At 50.7% G+C, this 14,408-nt stretch carries 19 protein-coding genes; 11 read left to right on the plus strand and 8 right to left on the minus strand.

Translation table 11 applies throughout. The annotated features are described in order from the left end of the window. Window positions 1–12: 12 nt before the first annotated feature. A complete protein-coding gene (locus ABEH87_RS16155; RefSeq protein ID WP_346577710.1) occupies window positions 13–309 on the plus strand; it encodes a chorismate mutase in 297 nt (98 codons plus the stop codon). 186 nt (window positions 310–495) lie between these two features. Further along, a complete protein-coding gene (locus tag ABEH87_RS16160) occupies window positions 496–825 on the plus strand; it encodes an NIPSNAP family protein (RefSeq protein ID WP_346577712.1) in 330 nt (109 codons plus the stop codon). Window positions 826–1,038: 213 nt separating this feature from the next. Here ABEH87_RS16160 and ABEH87_RS16165 read toward each other — a convergent pair whose 3' ends face one another. Both ABEH87_RS16165 and ABEH87_RS16170 read right to left on the minus strand, forming a co-directional pair. Next, window positions 1,039–1,248: a DUF6434 domain-containing protein gene (locus tag ABEH87_RS16165; protein WP_133842120.1), complete on the minus strand. Its 210-nt coding sequence runs from the start codon at window positions 1,246–1,248 to the stop codon at window positions 1,039–1,041. 242 nt (window positions 1,249–1,490) lie between these two features. Beyond that, window positions 1,491–1,976: a GNAT family N-acetyltransferase gene (locus tag ABEH87_RS16170; protein ID WP_346577714.1), complete on the minus strand. Its 486-nt coding sequence runs from the start codon at window positions 1,974–1,976 to the stop codon at window positions 1,491–1,493. 225 nt (window positions 1,977–2,201) lie between these two features. Between ABEH87_RS16170 and ABEH87_RS16175 the strand changes: the two genes are divergently transcribed. Both ABEH87_RS16175 and ABEH87_RS16180 read left to right on the plus strand, forming a co-directional pair. Further along, a complete protein-coding gene (locus ABEH87_RS16175; RefSeq protein WP_346577716.1) occupies window positions 2,202–2,828 on the plus strand; it encodes a type 1 glutamine amidotransferase family protein in 627 nt (208 codons plus the stop codon). Then, on the plus strand, window positions 2,821–3,264 hold the full coding sequence (locus tag ABEH87_RS16180; RefSeq protein WP_346577718.1) for a MarR family transcriptional regulator: 444 nt from the start codon (window positions 2,821–2,823) through the stop codon (window positions 3,262–3,264). Before ABEH87_RS16175 ends, ABEH87_RS16180 begins: the two co-directional genes overlap by 8 nt. 205 nt (window positions 3,265–3,469) lie before the next feature. Here the strand turns inward: ABEH87_RS16180 and ABEH87_RS16185 are convergent, their stop codons facing one another. Further along, a complete protein-coding gene (locus ABEH87_RS16185) occupies window positions 3,470–4,120 on the minus strand; it encodes a DUF2268 domain-containing putative Zn-dependent protease (RefSeq protein WP_346577720.1) in 651 nt (216 codons plus the stop codon). A 234-nt stretch (window positions 4,121–4,354) separates the two neighbouring features. On the opposite strand from ABEH87_RS16185, the gene ABEH87_RS16190 reads away from it, so the two are divergent. The 4 genes from ABEH87_RS16190 to arsC all read left to right on the plus strand — a co-directional run bounded on the left by ABEH87_RS16190 (window position 4,355) and on the right by arsC (window position 7,263). Beyond that, a complete protein-coding gene (locus ABEH87_RS16190; RefSeq protein WP_346577722.1) occupies window positions 4,355–4,828 on the plus strand; it encodes an NUDIX domain-containing protein in 474 nt (157 codons plus the stop codon). 226 nt (window positions 4,829–5,054) lie between these two features. Beyond that, window positions 5,055–5,414 (plus strand): metalloregulator ArsR/SmtB family transcription factor, encoded by a 360-nt coding sequence (locus ABEH87_RS16195; protein WP_346577724.1) that lies wholly within the window; start codon window positions 5,055–5,057, stop codon window positions 5,412–5,414. An 88-nt stretch (window positions 5,415–5,502) separates the two neighbouring features. Next, complete coding sequence (locus ABEH87_RS16200) at window positions 5,503–6,786, plus strand: arsenic transporter (protein WP_346577726.1); 1,284 nt, start codon at window positions 5,503–5,505, stop codon at window positions 6,784–6,786. A gap of 48 nt (window positions 6,787–6,834) precedes the next feature. Continuing rightward, the gene (gene arsC, locus ABEH87_RS16205) at window positions 6,835–7,263 is read left to right on the plus strand and encodes a glutaredoxin-dependent arsenate reductase (RefSeq protein WP_346577728.1); all 429 of its coding nucleotides are present in this window, start codon (window positions 6,835–6,837) and stop codon (window positions 7,261–7,263) included. Window positions 7,264–7,327: 64 nt separating this feature from the next. Here arsC and arsH read toward each other — a convergent pair whose 3' ends face one another. The 3 genes from arsH to ABEH87_RS16220 form a co-directional block, all read right to left on the minus strand. Beyond that, entirely contained in the window at window positions 7,328–8,041 is a 714-nt protein-coding gene (gene arsH / locus ABEH87_RS16210) for an arsenical resistance protein ArsH (RefSeq protein WP_346577899.1), read from the minus strand. Between the two features lie 5 nt (window positions 8,042–8,046). After that, on the minus strand, window positions 8,047–8,379 hold the full coding sequence (locus ABEH87_RS16215) for a metalloregulator ArsR/SmtB family transcription factor (protein ID WP_346577730.1): 333 nt from the start codon (window positions 8,377–8,379) through the stop codon (window positions 8,047–8,049). A gap of 360 nt (window positions 8,380–8,739) precedes the next feature. After that, window positions 8,740–9,141, minus strand: coding sequence for a helix-turn-helix domain-containing protein (locus ABEH87_RS16220; protein WP_346577732.1), 402 nt, complete (start codon window positions 9,139–9,141; stop codon window positions 8,740–8,742). Window positions 9,142–9,226: 85 nt separating this feature from the next. On the opposite strand from ABEH87_RS16220, the gene ABEH87_RS16225 reads away from it, so the two are divergent. The 3 genes from ABEH87_RS16225 (at window position 9,227) to ABEH87_RS16235 (ending at window position 11,931) form a co-directional block, all read left to right on the plus strand. Beyond that, window positions 9,227–10,162, plus strand: a complete 936-nt coding sequence (locus ABEH87_RS16225) for an aromatic alcohol reductase (protein WP_346577734.1) — start codon at window positions 9,227–9,229, stop codon at window positions 10,160–10,162. A gap of 346 nt (window positions 10,163–10,508) precedes the next feature. After that, the gene (locus tag ABEH87_RS16230; protein ID WP_346577736.1) at window positions 10,509–10,919 is read left to right on the plus strand and encodes an ASCH domain-containing protein; all 411 of its coding nucleotides are present in this window, start codon (window positions 10,509–10,511) and stop codon (window positions 10,917–10,919) included. A 178-nt stretch (window positions 10,920–11,097) separates the two neighbouring features. Next, window positions 11,098–11,931: a hypothetical protein gene (locus ABEH87_RS16235; protein WP_346577738.1), complete on the plus strand. Its 834-nt coding sequence runs from the start codon at window positions 11,098–11,100 to the stop codon at window positions 11,929–11,931. On the opposite strand, the gene ABEH87_RS16240 is transcribed toward ABEH87_RS16235, so the two are convergent. Next, window positions 11,904–13,094 (minus strand): MFS transporter, encoded by a 1,191-nt coding sequence (locus ABEH87_RS16240; RefSeq protein WP_346577901.1) that lies wholly within the window; start codon window positions 13,092–13,094, stop codon window positions 11,904–11,906. The genes ABEH87_RS16235 and ABEH87_RS16240 overlap by 28 nt on opposite strands. 27 nt (window positions 13,095–13,121) lie before the next feature. After that, a complete protein-coding gene (locus ABEH87_RS16245; RefSeq protein ID WP_346577740.1) occupies window positions 13,122–14,318 on the minus strand; it encodes an MFS transporter in 1,197 nt (398 codons plus the stop codon). Window positions 14,319–14,408: the final 90 nt, after the last annotated feature.

Genomic DNA, 14,408 nt, shown 5'->3' on the forward strand with positions numbered 1-14,408 from the left:
AGGTGGACTGCAATGGATTTTTCGTCAATTGAGGATGTTAGGAACCGTATCGATCAGATTGACAGTGAACTGGTTAAAATGATCGTGCAACGTAGCCAGTGTGTTAAAGCTGCAGCAGCTTTCAAAAGTGACCATTCAGCCGTGCGTGCTCCAGACCGCGTCCAGCAGGTAATCGATAAGGTAAGTAAACAGGCGACTGAAGCAGGACTTCCCACAGTGATTATCGAAAAGGTCTACCGGGCTATGATCGGTGCGTTTATCGATTATGAACTCGATCAACACAACCAACTGCGACAAGAAAACCGCTGAAATCGTGCGTCAAGTTACTATATAAGAGCTGTTGAATGTCTGCTTCTGGCGCTCAGAAGCCGCTCAGGCCCAGCATGGCGAGGAAAGAGCTAATATCAATCAGGGCGCTAAGCCAGTTCTGGCAAGCCTCATGGTTCCACGGCGCAATAATTCGCTATGATGATAAAAATGAACAGGATATCGAAGATGAAAACAGTCGAATTTTTGCTGTACACCCTAAAACCCGGCACCGGGAAAGACTTCCACAGGATAATGACGGAGGAGAGTGCTCCACTTCACCGTTTAGCGGGTATGGATATCATTTCTTTTGGTATATCAGCCCATGACGACGATGCTTACTATTTAATCAGAGCTTATGACAACCTCTCCCAGCTGAAATCCTCTCAGGAATCTTTTTATAACAGCGAAGAGTGGCGTCTTGGCCCCCGGCAGGCCATTGTCGATAGAATCAGCGTCAGCGTTAAATCCGTGCTCATGCTTAGCAACAATGCCATTGAGAATTTGCGATCCAGCTGATTGTTCAGCGTGGGCTGACTGCCCATCACAGCTATAAAGGATGGAACTGTCGTCACATTGTTTGCGTGGCGAAAGGAAGTCTGATTGACGTCCGTATGGATGATCACAGAGTCGACAATCAGGGGCTGACTTTCCGATGGAAAAATGGAAACATCCTACGCTAAGCCTATTTCTTAGGCAGGCATGACAGGCAGTTTTGAGCGGGGAGCAGACCTACAATGACTGTCTGCGTTTCCACTCATCGACGACATCACCTAAAGTTTTTGGAACATCATTACGTATCCAGGCCATAAATTCTCGATTAAATCGAAAGTCGTCTCCACACGCCTTAATCATGAAACGACGGACGTTTTGAGTGTTTTTATAGTTTTTATCCACATTCGTAGCACGTGTAAGCAATGAGCTATGCCAATCTATTTTCAATTTACCCCCCTGTAATGGTTTTTTTTGCATTTGTTCTTACCCGGAATGGTCTGAATGTCGACTTCATCGCCGGATATGAGCGACAAGCGGACATGTATCAAGGAATACATGTCCCTATATTTAACGTAAATCAGAATGTAAAATTATAAAAAACCCCAATAACAACCATAGAAATAAATCTCATTAAAGACTGATCCTGGACAGTAATAAATCGGGTAACAAAAATTGATAAAAATTATTGACTATATTGCTCGCTGTAGAATTTCACCTGGCAAACCATCAAAATCCCTGAACTCAACGGAAACGAAATCATGGTTCGTCAGAATTTTTCTCGAAGCCGCATTTGCAGGATCGATAATGGCGATGAGTGCGGATATTTCATGATTTTTACTGGCTTTCTCAATCAGTAATCTGGTGACACGGCTGGCGATACCGCGCCCCCAGAATTCAGGTAATAGCATGTAACCAAGCTCGGCGGTCTGCGGTTTTTCACTAATCTGCACCAGTTTAGCAAGGCCGATAAAATTACCTTTATTAGCATCTACAATCCTGAAACAGCCTAATTCTGCATTCCGTGCATTATCATTAAGCATCTTTTCAAAATCATGGCATGCCTCATCATAGGGAATCGCACACTCTGTGATCATAGCCATAACTTCTACGCTACTGACAAGTCTGAAATAATCGGGGAAACACATTTCTGTGAAATCTTCAAGTAAGATATCCATTTAACGCCTCCTGGAACAGATTGCAGATAATGTAACTCCCCAGCTCACGCTGGCATCAATAATGACGTCACGTTGCTCCACGCCTATGGCACCTGATGATGCCCGAATACCCGATATCACTCAACCAGACGAGACCGTATGGTGTACACACTATTCATTTGCTAAGATGACAGCAAGCTGTCATCTTGGTTCTCTGCTGTCAAATTTAAACAGGGAATGACAGGAATGAATAAAAAAACAGTTCATCTCGCGATTTACGACACCATGGCTGATTGGGAGGTGGGTTATGTAATCGCACATTTAAACTCACCTGAATTCCATAAAAAACCAGGGATGTTTGAGGTAAAAACAGTTGGCAAATCGCTAACGCCGATTATCAGTAAAGGTGGGCTAAAGATTGTTCCCGACCTCAGTCTGGACACGTTGGAACCGCAAAAAAGTCAGATGCTGATATTACCTGGTGCAGATATTGCCCTAAAAGGAGGGATTGATAGCTTTGTCAAAACAGCCTCTCAGTTCTTAAGTGCCGGAACCCCAGTTGCTGCCATTTGTGGGGCAACGGCTGCACTTGCTAAAGGTGGACTCTTGGATGAATTACCACACACCAGTAATGCAAAAATTTTTCTTGAAATGGTGGGCTATAAAGGTGGAGCCCACTACCAGGACCAACTGGTTGTAACTTCTGGAAACTTGATCACTGCGAGCGGAATTGCTCCAATTGAATTTGCGATCGAAATTTTCCGTAAACTTGATGTTTACTCCGACACGACATTGCGTGCCTGGAGCAAGTTATATAAAGACCACAATCCTGAAGGCTTTTACGAACTTATGGCGGAACATAGCGATGAGTGAAACACAGGAAAAGCTGAGTACATTAGCGTTGACGACCTTCGCACTGAATGGCCTGTTTCTTACTGTTGCTGAACAGCTTACTGCGCCGGTAGGGATTACGGCAACCCGCTGGCAGGTCATTGGCGCGGTTCTGAAAGAACCCTTAACTCAGTCAGAAATTGCACGCAGGATGGGAATAACACGGCAGAGCGTACGCAGAACAAGCCTCCAACTCGTTGCTGAGGGAATGCTATATTTCACTTCAAACCCATCAAGCCGCAAAGCTATGCTGCTCCATCTGACAGAAAAGGGGTACGCGGTTGTCAATAAAATCAGTCCGCAACACGCTGCGTTTGCAAAGCAACTAGAAGATAGAATAGGGAAAGACAAGATGGCAGAAATTATTGATGCTATGACCGGACTGCGAAATACGCTCGAAGAAATTGTACGATCTTAAAAGCATGTGGGCTTGCCCATTTCCCGTTTCTGGAACACAACCCTGATGGCTTAGCGTGAAAACGATGATCTCATCAAGCTCATAGTTTCTGTCCGCTTCTGGCATGATGCAGACATGATGGTGCGAGTGGTCTGCTTTGAGCGAGGAGCTGACATCAGTATTTTTTGTTCTTCATTATAAAACCCACCAGTGATAGCTACCGAAATTATGGCTCTTCAGTCCGAAGTAATGTCTTGAATTCTTTTGCATTCACGTTCGTAAGCGTTGAAGCGCGTAAATGCGGATTAGCTAAAAGGAATCTAGTAACCAGATTAAATCCTACGGTATATCCAAGCCATCTTGGCAAGTTACTGGTTCCATAAAACCATGCATTGTGGTCGTAATCGGTGCGATCCCAATCTTTTCGCGTCCGTAGGATATGCGATTGGACTTCTACTTCATTAAGGCACTCCCAGGGTTCAGGCTCCCCACCGAATAGCTCAAGGGTAAAATGTCCCGCCAGCCCCTCAGATACAATAGCTTCCCCCAGAGTGAAGCCGTACCCCGGCCCGGCCCATCTTGCCGCATGATGAAGTTCATGAGCTAACATGCGCTCTAGGGAATTATTATGATTAGAACAAAATGAAGGGTTTTTAGGATCAACCGTTATATACACTATACCTGGTTCAGGGCTATATCCGAGATGCCCTTTCTCAGGAATAACCTGCATCCCAGCTTTAACGATAATATCCAGAGAGGGAAGATTCATCAGCATGCTTGCTTTTGCATATGTTTCTGTAAGACAGGTATTAAGCCATTCACTGTGGGCTGTCAGTTTATCCTGCGCATTTAAGATATGAAGTTTCATGTAAGACATGATGTGATTGCCCCTTAAAATTCTGACTGTTCTTAGTATTGCTTCACCTCGCTAGATAGGTCCAGCAGTACGCACGTCCTGACCCTTACAATGGCCCATGTCGGCTATGAGCGAGGAGCGGGCCTTGAATGCAGTTAAAGCTGAGAAAAAGCCTGCTATATTAGGCAAGTAAGAATGCTGCTTATGTTTACATAAATTCAAAAATTAGGGTTTAATTTTATTTAAGGGGGCCTTGTGCGCACTCGTCCATCATCTCGATTGATAGTTATTTCGCCTGAAAATCACGTCCTACTTTTTAGTTTCTGCCATACAGACGATGCTTTGAGTGGAAAGACATACTGGGCAACTCCAGGTGGAGGACTCGAACACAATGAATCCTATGAGCAGGCTGCGTTACGCGAATTATTTGAAGAAACTGGTCTGACAAGAGCAGCAGCAGGACCGCAGGTAGCATCCAGAACCTTCACAATGATGCTACCAAGTGGGGAGACAGTTCTTGCTGAAGAGCGTTTTTTTGTTATTTATACAGATAAATCAGATATCGATATCTCAGGCTGGAGTTGCAACGAAAAGAAAGTCATTCGCGATTACTATTGGTGGGCAGTCGATGAGCTCAGACATACTGAAGAAACAATCTTCCCACACGATTTGATCATTAAGATGCTTGAAGGCAAGTCAGCCGGATCTTCGACGTTAACTACATCATGATATCCTGAACGTCCGCTGCTGGCACGATGCAGACATGATGGTGCGAGTGGTCCGCTTTGAGCGAGAAGCGGACATTGAGCGATTACACCCTCCCGTCATAAACATTCGGTCATATTGCAGGAACAGAAAATGAAATTGGCCTAATATATGCACTTTTTCGAATATATAGTTGATCGTCAATCTTTACGCAGCGATACTGCTTGTTGCTTCATACCCAGGAGTTGTCATGGTTCAGGTTCAGCTTAATCCTCTTCAGCTTTTCAAAGCGTTGTCTGACGAAACACGACTCAGTCTTGTGCTGTTACTGCGGGAAAAGGGAGAGCTTTGCGTCTGTGAACTCACATCCATTCTCAGGGAAGCTCAGCCAAAAATTTCCCGTCATCTTGCGTTACTCAGAGACAGCGGCCTGCTTATCGACAGGCGTGACGGCAAATGGATTCATTACCGGCTATCACCACACATGCCCGCCTGGGCTGCAGCTGTAATTGAACAGGCTTATCTGTGTCAGCGGGATGACATTCTGCATCTCAGCCAGCAGGCTGAGCGGGACAACGCAACGACTAACGGCAAGCCTGTCTGCATTTAAAATTTGACCATACATATATGTATTTTCGTATGTATATTCTTGAATTCGCTGTGCCCATTCTGACCGGTGCAGTATCAGAGGAGATAGTATGTTTCTGGCGGGTGCGATTTTTATTCTGACGCTGGTACTGGTTATCTGGCAGCCGAAAGGACTCAGTATTGGCTGGAGTGCCGTTATCGGGGCCGCGCTGGCTTTGCTGACCGGCGTGGTGCATATCGGTGATATTCCGGTTGTCTGGCAGATTGTCTGGAACGCCACGGCCACGTTTATTGCTGTCATCATCATCAGCCTGCTGTTGGATGAGTCCGGCTTTTTTGAGTGGGCGGCACTGCATGTTTCCCGCTGGGGTGGTGGCAGAGGGAGGCTGCTGTTCACGTATATTGTTCTGCTGGGCGCGGCGGTGGCGGCGCTGTTCGCCAATGACGGTGCGGCGCTCATCCTGACGCCAATCGTTATCGCCATGCTTCTGGCGCTGGGCTTTAGCCCCGGTGCCACGCTGGCATTTGTGATGGCAGCCGGATTTATCGCGGACACGTCCAGCCTGCCGCTCATCGTATCGAACCTGGTTAACATCGTTACGGCAGACTTCTTTAAGGTGGGCTTTAGCGAGTATGCCTCCGTCATGATGCCGGTAAATATTGCTTCCGTCGCGGCCACGCTGCTAATGCTGCACCTGTTTTTTCGCAAAGACATCCCGGCAACCTATGACCTGGCGAAGCTGAAAACGCCACGGGAAGCCATCCGTGACATGCGCACCTTTAAAACCGGCTGGCTGGTGCTGCTCCTGCTGCTGGCTGGCTTTTTTGGTCTGGAACCACTCGGCGTGCCGGTCAGTCTGGTAGCGGCGGTAGCTGCATTTATTCTCTGGCTGGTTGCCCGGAAAGGGCACGCTATCGACACCCGGAAGGTGCTGAAAGGTGCGCCCTGGCAGATAGTCATTTTCTCGCTTGGCATGTACCTCGTCGTGTATGGCATGCGTAACGCCGGACTGACAGATTATCTCTCTGCCGCCCTGAACCGCTTTGCGGAGCACGGCGTATGGGGTGCCACGCTGGGCACCGGTTTTCTGACGGCCTTCCTGTCATCGGTGATGAACAACATGCCCACCGTGCTGATTGGTGCGCTCTCCATTGACGGCAGTACCGCTCAGGGTGTGGTGAAGGAGGCGATGATTTACGCCAACATCATCGGCTGCGATCTCGGTCCGAAAATCACCCCGATCGGCAGCCTGGCAACCCTGCTGTGGCTGCACGTCCTGGCGCAGAAAAACATCACCATCAGCTGGGGCTATTACTTTCGCGTGGGCATCGTGATGACCCTGCCTGTGCTTTTTGTGACGCTGGCTGCACTGGCCTTGCGCCTGTCTTTCTAACCTTAATCCGGGGCTGTGTGTGCACAGCGCCTTAACGGAGCATCACTTATGACTGACATAACCATTTACCACAACCCCACCTGCGGGACGTCGCGTAATACACTGGGACTTATCCGCAATAGCGGCGCAGAGCCGTCGGTGATTCTGTATCTGGATACACCACCTACCCGCGACGAGCTGCAAAAGCTGATTGCGGATATGGGGATCAGCGTACGCGCACTGCTGCGCAAAAATACGGAGCCGTATGAGAATCTGGGTCTGGCAGAGGACAGGTTCAGCGATGACGAACTGCTGGATGCCATGCTGGCTCACCCCATCCTCATTAACCGTCCGGTAGTTGTGACACCTCTCGGCACAAAGCTCTGTCGTCCGTCTGAAGCGGTTCTGGACATTCTGCCTGACCCGCAGAAAGGGGCATTTACGAAAGAAGATGGTGAACAGGTCATTGATGAGTACGGGAATCGCATCAGTCACTGACTCCGGAGCATCCAGCCGGCAGTACAGAAGATGCGAAAATAGAAGCCGGCAGATGCCGGTTTTTTTATATGCTGCGCTGGTTGACCCGCTCTGAGAGCTGCGCAGCGCTTTCTTTCCTTTCGCTGTAGCGATCGGTCAGGTAATCACTGCGTCCGCGCGTCAGTAGGGTGAATTTCATCAGCTCCTCCATTACATCAACAATGCGATCATAATAGGGAGAAGGCATCATGCGACCGTCTTCCTCAAACTCAGCCCAGGCTTTTGCCACGGATGACTGATTCGGGATAGTGATCATACGCATCCAGCGGCCGAGGATTCGCATCTGGTTGACGGCATTAAATGACTGCGAGCCGCCACTGACCTGCATGACGGCGAGAGTTTTTCCCTGAGAAGGCCGGACGGCTCCGGACGTCAGGGGTATCCAGTCGATCTGGGCCTTCATGATACCGGTCATGGCGCCGTGACGTTCCGGCGAGCACCAGACCATACCTTCCGACCAGAGAACCAGCTCGCGCAGCTCCACAACTTTCGGATGCGTTTCCGGGGCATCATCAGGCAGCGGCAAACCGGACGGATTAAAAATTTTCACCTCTGCGCCCATTCCCATCAGTAGCCGGGCGGCTTCTTCCGTCGTCAGCCGGCTGTAAGAACGTTCCCGCAACGAGCCGTAGAGCATCAGAATACGGGGCGGATGTGCCACTTCTTTGGGACGCAGTTTCTCTTGCGTCATCGGCGCGTCCAGAAGTGTGGGGTCAATGTTTTTCAGGGTATCGTTCATGTTTTTCATAATGAGGTCTCTTCATGAGTCGTCGCGGATGACAGGCTGCAACTGCCGCCTGCACAGCATTCTTCTGTCAGAAAGGCCATCAGCTGTTCAAGCTGCGCATAGCACGGTCTGCAAAACAGGGTGCGGCTCTGCCGTTCCTGGCTAATCAGGCCGGCGGACATAAGCGCAGAAAGGTGATGGCTGAGCGTGGATGCCGGAATGCCGAGGCGCTTCTGCAGTTCGCCGACTGGCAGGCCATCATGGCCCGCCTTAACCAGCTCCCGATAAATGCCCAGGCGCGTCGGGTGTCCTAATTCTCGCAGTGCGTTTGCTGCTGTGTTTAAATCCATACATCCTCCATAACTATATTTCCAGAATAATGGAAATAACGATGAAGTCAAACAGGCGCGAAATCGTTGTATTTGAGCGATCGTTAAAGCTGAACGTCCGCTCCTGGCACGATGCAGACATGATGGTGCGAGTGGTCCGCTTTGAGCGAAAAGCGGACCTACCGGCCATAAGTTGAGTGCAGTTGCAATATCATGTGCAGAGAGGCATCCGGCATCATGTTAAATGGACCTAAGATCAAGGCGAACAGCCATGCCTGCTTTTTTCTCATTAAGACAGCATGGTTAACAGACTGCTTTGATCAGTGTGTCAACATTCATGAAGTCCTGTCGACTCTTTCTAACAGTCTGTCACCTGGGCACTCAACCGCCATCGTATTGTGCTCTAGCTGCACGAAAATAGCCGGCGGAGGTGATAATCCAGGACCATAAAGGTAACATTTTCAGAAGCATTTCTTTTCCCATATCTGTAATCGCATAAACCACCCGGGGCAATTTTTCCTCGTAATCATAGCGGGATATAAGCCCGTCCCGCTCCAGATGGCGCAGCGTTCGCGTCAGCATTCTTTGAGTCACGCCCAAAAGGTAGCGGCGTATTTCTCCATAGCGAAGAGGTCCGTTGGTACCGAGAATATGTAGCACACCCAGTGACCAGCGATTACCTGCATGCGCCAGGATCTCGCGTTTTAATCCCTCATCATCGTTGCTTAACTCCTCACAAAATTCCCTGGAAAATCGCAACAACTCTTCATGTTCAGCCTCCATATCCCCTCCGGTATCATGTGTGTGCCTAATTGAACTAGGCAATGTCAGCTGTCAGGATGACGTTTTAATACGACAGGATGCAAGAATGAAATGCGAGACCAAACCTATTAATACTGCACTTGTACTCGGTGCGGGAGAGCTTGGCATTCAGGTGTTGAGAGCGATGAGTCATAAAGTGCAGGAACATACGCAGGTAAAAATTAGCGTGTTACTCAGAAGCGAAGCCGCTCATGCCGTTTCTGGTTCACGAAAGGCACGCCTGGATGAGCTGATCAAGCTCGGCATCACTGTGGTCGAGGGCGATCTGCAGGAAAACAGTGTTGATGAGCTTAGTGAAATATTTGGTGCTTTCGACGCCGTCATCAACTGCAGCGGTTTTGTCGGCGGGCCGGGAACACAGATCAAGATTACGCAGGCGGTATTAAAAGCGGCAGTTGCCCGCTACTTCCCATGGCAGTTCGGCGTTGATTATGACGTTGTAGGTAAAGGCAGCGGGCAACAAGTATGGGACGAACAGCTTGAAGTTCGCCACCTTTTGCGCGAGCAGAAGGCGACAGGATGGGTTATTGTTTCTACTGGTATTTTTACCAGCTACCTTTTCGAACCCGACTTTGGTGTGGTTGATGCACAGAGTAAAACGGTTTATGGCCTGGGTGACTGGCAACATGCGGTGACTTTGACTACACCTGAAGATATTGGTCGGCTGACGGCAGAAATTTTCTTCCATCAGCCTGCTTTTCATAACGAGGTCGTCTTTATCGCTGGGGATACGCTGACTTATAGCGAGCTTGCTGATTTAATGCGTGCCCACTGGGGCAATGAAATAAACAGAAAATTACTGGATAGAAAAAAGCTTCAGGATGATGTGCAGCACAAACAGCAAGATCTCGCGGCAAAATACAGACTTGCTTTTGCACGGCCTGACGGGGTGGCCTGGAGTAAAGAAAATACCTTCAATCACCGTCAGGGAATTGCAACCACGACGGCCGAACAATGGCTTGCAAAACAGCAAGGCATATAGCACTCCTGACTATTAAAAACACAGCCTGATCGGGCATATACCAAAAGCGAATTTTAATGTCGTTAATATTAAGATGAATGTCTTTGGCGCATATGAAGCCTATACCAGGATTTCTGGTACGGCGTTATGCCTGCATATCCAGGGAATGCCAGAAGTTAAAAAGATAGCTATCACATACTTACAGCGCCAAACTCCAGTGTCCGCGCCGGGCACATAGCTGCGTCTGGAGAGCGCATACCGGCTATGATCGAGTAGCCGAGTGTGATTTACCTAAAAGCATCACTGAAAATGTTCGGGCATATCCGGTACCGGGTAAATTTTGATTTTAAATAATAAAGGACTTTAAATGGATGCGATTGATAAATTAAAGGCGAAATATCCAGGCGCGAATAGCTGGAAAATGGGTGACAGCCCTGAACTGGCCCACGAACTCGCAACCCTTATTGTAAAAGGAATTAAAACAGCCTCATGTGGATCTTTTGCATCTTATCATCAGGAAGAACCCGCCCCGAGGATAGGGAGTTATAACATCATCCTTGATGGTCAGGATGTACCGGTATGCGTTATCAGATTGGTTTCGATGCGACTGGTGCGTTTTTGTGATGTTACCGAGGCGTTTGCCCGAAAAGAGGGCGAGGGCGATTTAAGCCTCGGTTACTGGCGGAAAGAGCATCAGCAATTTTTTACCCGGGAAGGTTATTTTTCTGATGAAATGGAGCTGATCACAGAAGAATTTGAGGTGGTTGAGATTCTGTGAAGAGGTGAGAATGCCCCCTTTGCTCAGGTGATCCGTTTCTTTAAACCCCGACAGGTTGAGCGACATTTTATCTGGCGACGTTGTCATGCGACAGAAACCAGTCTGAACCTGCCGGGCGCCCTGAGGCTGCAAAGCAGCGCCAGGTGCAGGCCAGACAATACACTTTTCGGAAGCCATCATGGACAAGAAAGCCAGGAACATACTCTTCAAAACGTATTGGGACAGCAGCGGCTGGCTCTCTGAACACAAGACCGATCCCGAAGACTTTGTTTATGCCAGGTCCCAGGGGGTGATGTTTGATCCGGTCAATGTGGCCCACGACGACTGTCTGCAGACGATCCTGGCAATAGCGAAACGGATGCCGCCCACCAAAGCGTCGCACGCTTTTCTGTCCAGCCTGTCCACAAAAAGACTCGACTGGCGGTCAGGCGTCGCCTCATACCATCTCGCCCGTCAAATGAGCCCACATCAATACACACCGGTTATTAGCGGGCAAAGTTTTAGCCCGGACGGTGCCCTGTGCAGCACGAGCCATACCTGTATCGTTTGCCGGGACGTCGTCCCCGGGCTGACGATTGGCGCTGAACGGTATGTGAATGCGGACCTCAACGTCCTCAATTTCGAACGAATTAAGTGGGGCGGTGTCCGTCACGGGCAGCTGCTCTATACGTGGTTCGATCTACAGGCTCTGGACGGTGCCGACATTCCACGCCCGACGGATGAGGACATCGTGATCCTTGAGCGGATCCTCTCGACCATCGAATCGAGCCAGCCGACCGATCATGCCGGTGCGCTCGAAAAGCGACTGGCGACCGCCGTTAAATCGTCAAAAAACGAGCGACGTACCATCATCAATATCCTGGCCAACCTGGACGTGCTCAGGCCCGCATCATTCGATCGGCCGGTTCACGGCAAGAGCGACTGGTCGGCGGCAGCAGCAGCATGGCGTGGGGAAGATCGCTATGACAGGGACGCTGTTCGCCTTCACTTTGGCGAATGGTTGCGTTGCTGATTCAGGCCAGCCGCCACGGCCAAAAGTAACGCTGCCGCCGCCAATCCGCAGGCCAGCCAGAGTGTATCTGTCAGGGCCAACATATCGACGATCTGGCCCCCGATCCAGGCTCCCAGCGCAATCCCTGCATTGAATACCGCGACATAAAGCGCAGCGGCAATCTCTACGGCGCGGGGGGCGGCTTTCATCATCCAGGTCATCAGTCCGACCGAAAGCCCACCGTAAGCCAGCCCCCAGAAGATGAGCACACCACTCCCGCCCGTGACCGAGTGCCCGGCGGTAATGAACAGTAACGGCGTTAACACCAGCCCTGCCGCAATGACTATCAGGGTGAATGTCGTATAGCGTGCTGCGGTGATACCCGCCAGAAAGTTACCTGCGACGCCAGCGATCCCGTAGGCGAACAGGATGGCACCTATCCACTGCGTATCAAATTCTGACACTGAGATCAGCAGCGGGCGTACAAAGGTAAAGGCGACGAAATGGCTTGTTACGAGTAATAAGGTCAGGAACACGCCCGCTTGTATTTTGCGGTTGCCCAGCAGAGCTATGAACTGGCTAATGTTAGCCGAACCTGTAACGGGCAATGCCGGAATGACCGCAAGATGGAGTGCCAGCACCAGTGCGCTGAAAATGGCCATGAGGCCAAATGCCCAGCGCCAGCCAATAACATCGCCAATAAATGCCCCCAGGGGGACGCCCAATACCGATGCAGCAGCAACACCACCGAAGATAATGGCGGTTGCCAGGCCAACAGCCTTCTCCGGAACCAGACGCGAGGCAAGACCGCCGGCGATGGCCCATATCCCCCCCATGCAGAAGCCAAGCAGGATGCGGGCGGCGAGCATGACGATGAGATTAGGTGCCAGCGCGGAGGCAATGTTTGCCAAAACCAGTAACGACAGCAGGCCACACAGAATCCACCGGCGGTCTGTTCCACCCGATGCAATGACGACGAATGGCGCGAATAAAGCGGCCAGTAAGGCTGGCAGGGATATCATCAGACCTGCGCTTCCTGTGGTCATGCCGAGCGTACCGGCGATGGAGGTCAGCAAACCCACCGGGAGCATTTCTGTTGTGACAACAGAGAAAGTCGCCAGACCGACAGCAAGAACGGCTGTCCAGGGGGTGTGAACGCATTTCATGGCAGAACATGTATTCATCATTCAGATCCTAAAAAGCGCACGAAATCAGGCGCGATTATCCTGTTTTTGCAGGGTTAAATGACTTAAAAGGGCCATAAGCAGCACGACGGCGCCGGCACCTAAGGCGACGTAGAATCCAGCCCGTGATCCACCGCTGTCGACAACCTGACCAGCGAGGGCAGCGCCCAGCGCAACGCCTACATTCAGCCCGGCCAGCAGCCAGGTCATGCCCTCTGTTAGCTGGCTTTCAGAAACCTGACGTTCAATAAGTGACATGGCCACGATCATGGTAGGGGCGAAAAAGAGGCCTGCCACCAGGACGGCCGCCGTCAGCGCGGTAAGATGGGTGACCAGTATCAGTGGGACAGTGGTCGTGGCCGTTGCCAGCCCGCCCAGCCACAGCAGCCGATGGAGTGGGGTTTTCAGTTTGAGCGAGCCATAAATCAGTCCGGACAAACACGAACCAACGGCATACGCAGATAGCACCAGGCTGGCAGCAGCCGGGTACCCCCGCTCTCCGGCCCAGGCGACACTCACGATATCCACCGTGCCGACAATGGCGCCCATCGCCACCATCAGCAGCGCCAGCAGCCGTACGCTTGTCATCCTGATGACCGAACCCGAGCCCATTTTGCCGCAGGAGATGGCCATTACCGGGGGTTCCGTTCCGCGCTGTATCACCAGGGCAAGCACGCCTGAAAACAGCAAAAGTGCTGCGAGCAGCAGACCCGCCTGAGGAAACAGCGCGATGGAAAGGCCAATAGAGAGGGGCGGGCCAACAATAAACGTCAGCTCATCCAGCACCGTTTCAAGTGAATAGGCTGTCTGCAAACGCGGCTGGCCCCGGTATAGCTGCGTCCAGCGTGCCCGTACCATGGCAGACATACTGGGCATAAACCCCGCCAGCAATGCGCCGATAAACAGAATCCAGCTGGCAGAACGCCACCAGGAACAGGCGATGAGGATGACAAACCCAGCCACACTGATCGCCGTAGCCGCAGGCAAAACGCGGTGCTGTCCATAACGATCCACATATCGGGAAATCTGCGGCGAAAGCAGGGCGTAGGTCAGAACAAAGGTTGCGGAAATGGCTCCTGCCAGCGCATAGCCTCCGTACTGTTGCGAAAACAGAGTAATAATTCCGATGCCTGTCATCGGCAACGGGATGCGCGCGAGCAGACCCGCTATGGCAAAATGTGCCGTGCCAGGGGCAGTAAAAAGGTCTCGATACAGATTAGCCATCATCATCTCCGGTGGCATTTGCTTGCCACAGCAAGGTGACAAAGCGACAATACATACAACGCGTATGAATCCAATCCTATATTCATACGG

This window comes from Erwinia sp. Eh17-17 (assembly GCF_039675725.1).
Taxonomy (GTDB): Bacteria; Pseudomonadota; Gammaproteobacteria; order Enterobacterales; family Enterobacteriaceae; genus Erwinia.

What these genes read in the sequence shown, in the direction of transcription:
- ABEH87_RS16155 (WP_346577710.1), top strand. Translation starts at nt 13, where the DNA reads ATGGATTTTTCGTCAATTGAGGATGTTAGGAACCGTATCGATCAGATT.
- ABEH87_RS16160 (WP_346577712.1), top strand. Translation starts at nt 496, where the DNA reads ATGAAAACAGTCGAATTTTTGCTGTACACCCTAAAACCCGGCACCGGG.
- ABEH87_RS16170 (WP_346577714.1), bottom strand. Translation starts at nt 1,976, where the DNA reads ATGGATATCTTACTTGAAGATTTCACAGAAATGTGTTTCCCCGATTAT.
- ABEH87_RS16175 (WP_346577716.1), top strand. Translation starts at nt 2,202, where the DNA reads ATGAATAAAAAAACAGTTCATCTCGCGATTTACGACACCATGGCTGAT.
- ABEH87_RS16180 (WP_346577718.1), top strand. Translation starts at nt 2,821, where the DNA reads ATGAGTGAAACACAGGAAAAGCTGAGTACATTAGCGTTGACGACCTTC.
- ABEH87_RS16185 (WP_346577720.1), bottom strand. Translation starts at nt 4,120, where the DNA reads ATGTCTTACATGAAACTTCATATCTTAAATGCGCAGGATAAACTGACA.
- ABEH87_RS16195 (WP_346577724.1), top strand. Translation starts at nt 5,055, where the DNA reads ATGGTTCAGGTTCAGCTTAATCCTCTTCAGCTTTTCAAAGCGTTGTCT.
- ABEH87_RS16200 (WP_346577726.1), top strand. Translation starts at nt 5,503, where the DNA reads ATGTTTCTGGCGGGTGCGATTTTTATTCTGACGCTGGTACTGGTTATC.
- arsC (WP_346577728.1), top strand. Translation starts at nt 6,835, where the DNA reads ATGACTGACATAACCATTTACCACAACCCCACCTGCGGGACGTCGCGT.
- arsH (WP_346577899.1), bottom strand. Translation starts at nt 8,041, where the DNA reads ATGAACGATACCCTGAAAAACATTGACCCCACACTTCTGGACGCGCCG.
- ABEH87_RS16215 (WP_346577730.1), bottom strand. Translation starts at nt 8,379, where the DNA reads ATGGATTTAAACACAGCAGCAAACGCACTGCGAGAATTAGGACACCCG.
- ABEH87_RS16220 (WP_346577732.1), bottom strand. Translation starts at nt 9,141, where the DNA reads ATGGAGGCTGAACATGAAGAGTTGTTGCGATTTTCCAGGGAATTTTGT.
- ABEH87_RS16225 (WP_346577734.1), top strand. Translation starts at nt 9,227, where the DNA reads ATGAAATGCGAGACCAAACCTATTAATACTGCACTTGTACTCGGTGCG.
- ABEH87_RS16230 (WP_346577736.1), top strand. Translation starts at nt 10,509, where the DNA reads ATGGATGCGATTGATAAATTAAAGGCGAAATATCCAGGCGCGAATAGC.
- ABEH87_RS16235 (WP_346577738.1), top strand. Translation starts at nt 11,098, where the DNA reads ATGGACAAGAAAGCCAGGAACATACTCTTCAAAACGTATTGGGACAGC.
- ABEH87_RS16240 (WP_346577901.1), bottom strand. Translation starts at nt 13,094, where the DNA reads ATGAATACATGTTCTGCCATGAAATGCGTTCACACCCCCTGGACAGCC.
- ABEH87_RS16245 (WP_346577740.1), bottom strand. Translation starts at nt 14,318, where the DNA reads ATGGCTAATCTGTATCGAGACCTTTTTACTGCCCCTGGCACGGCACAT.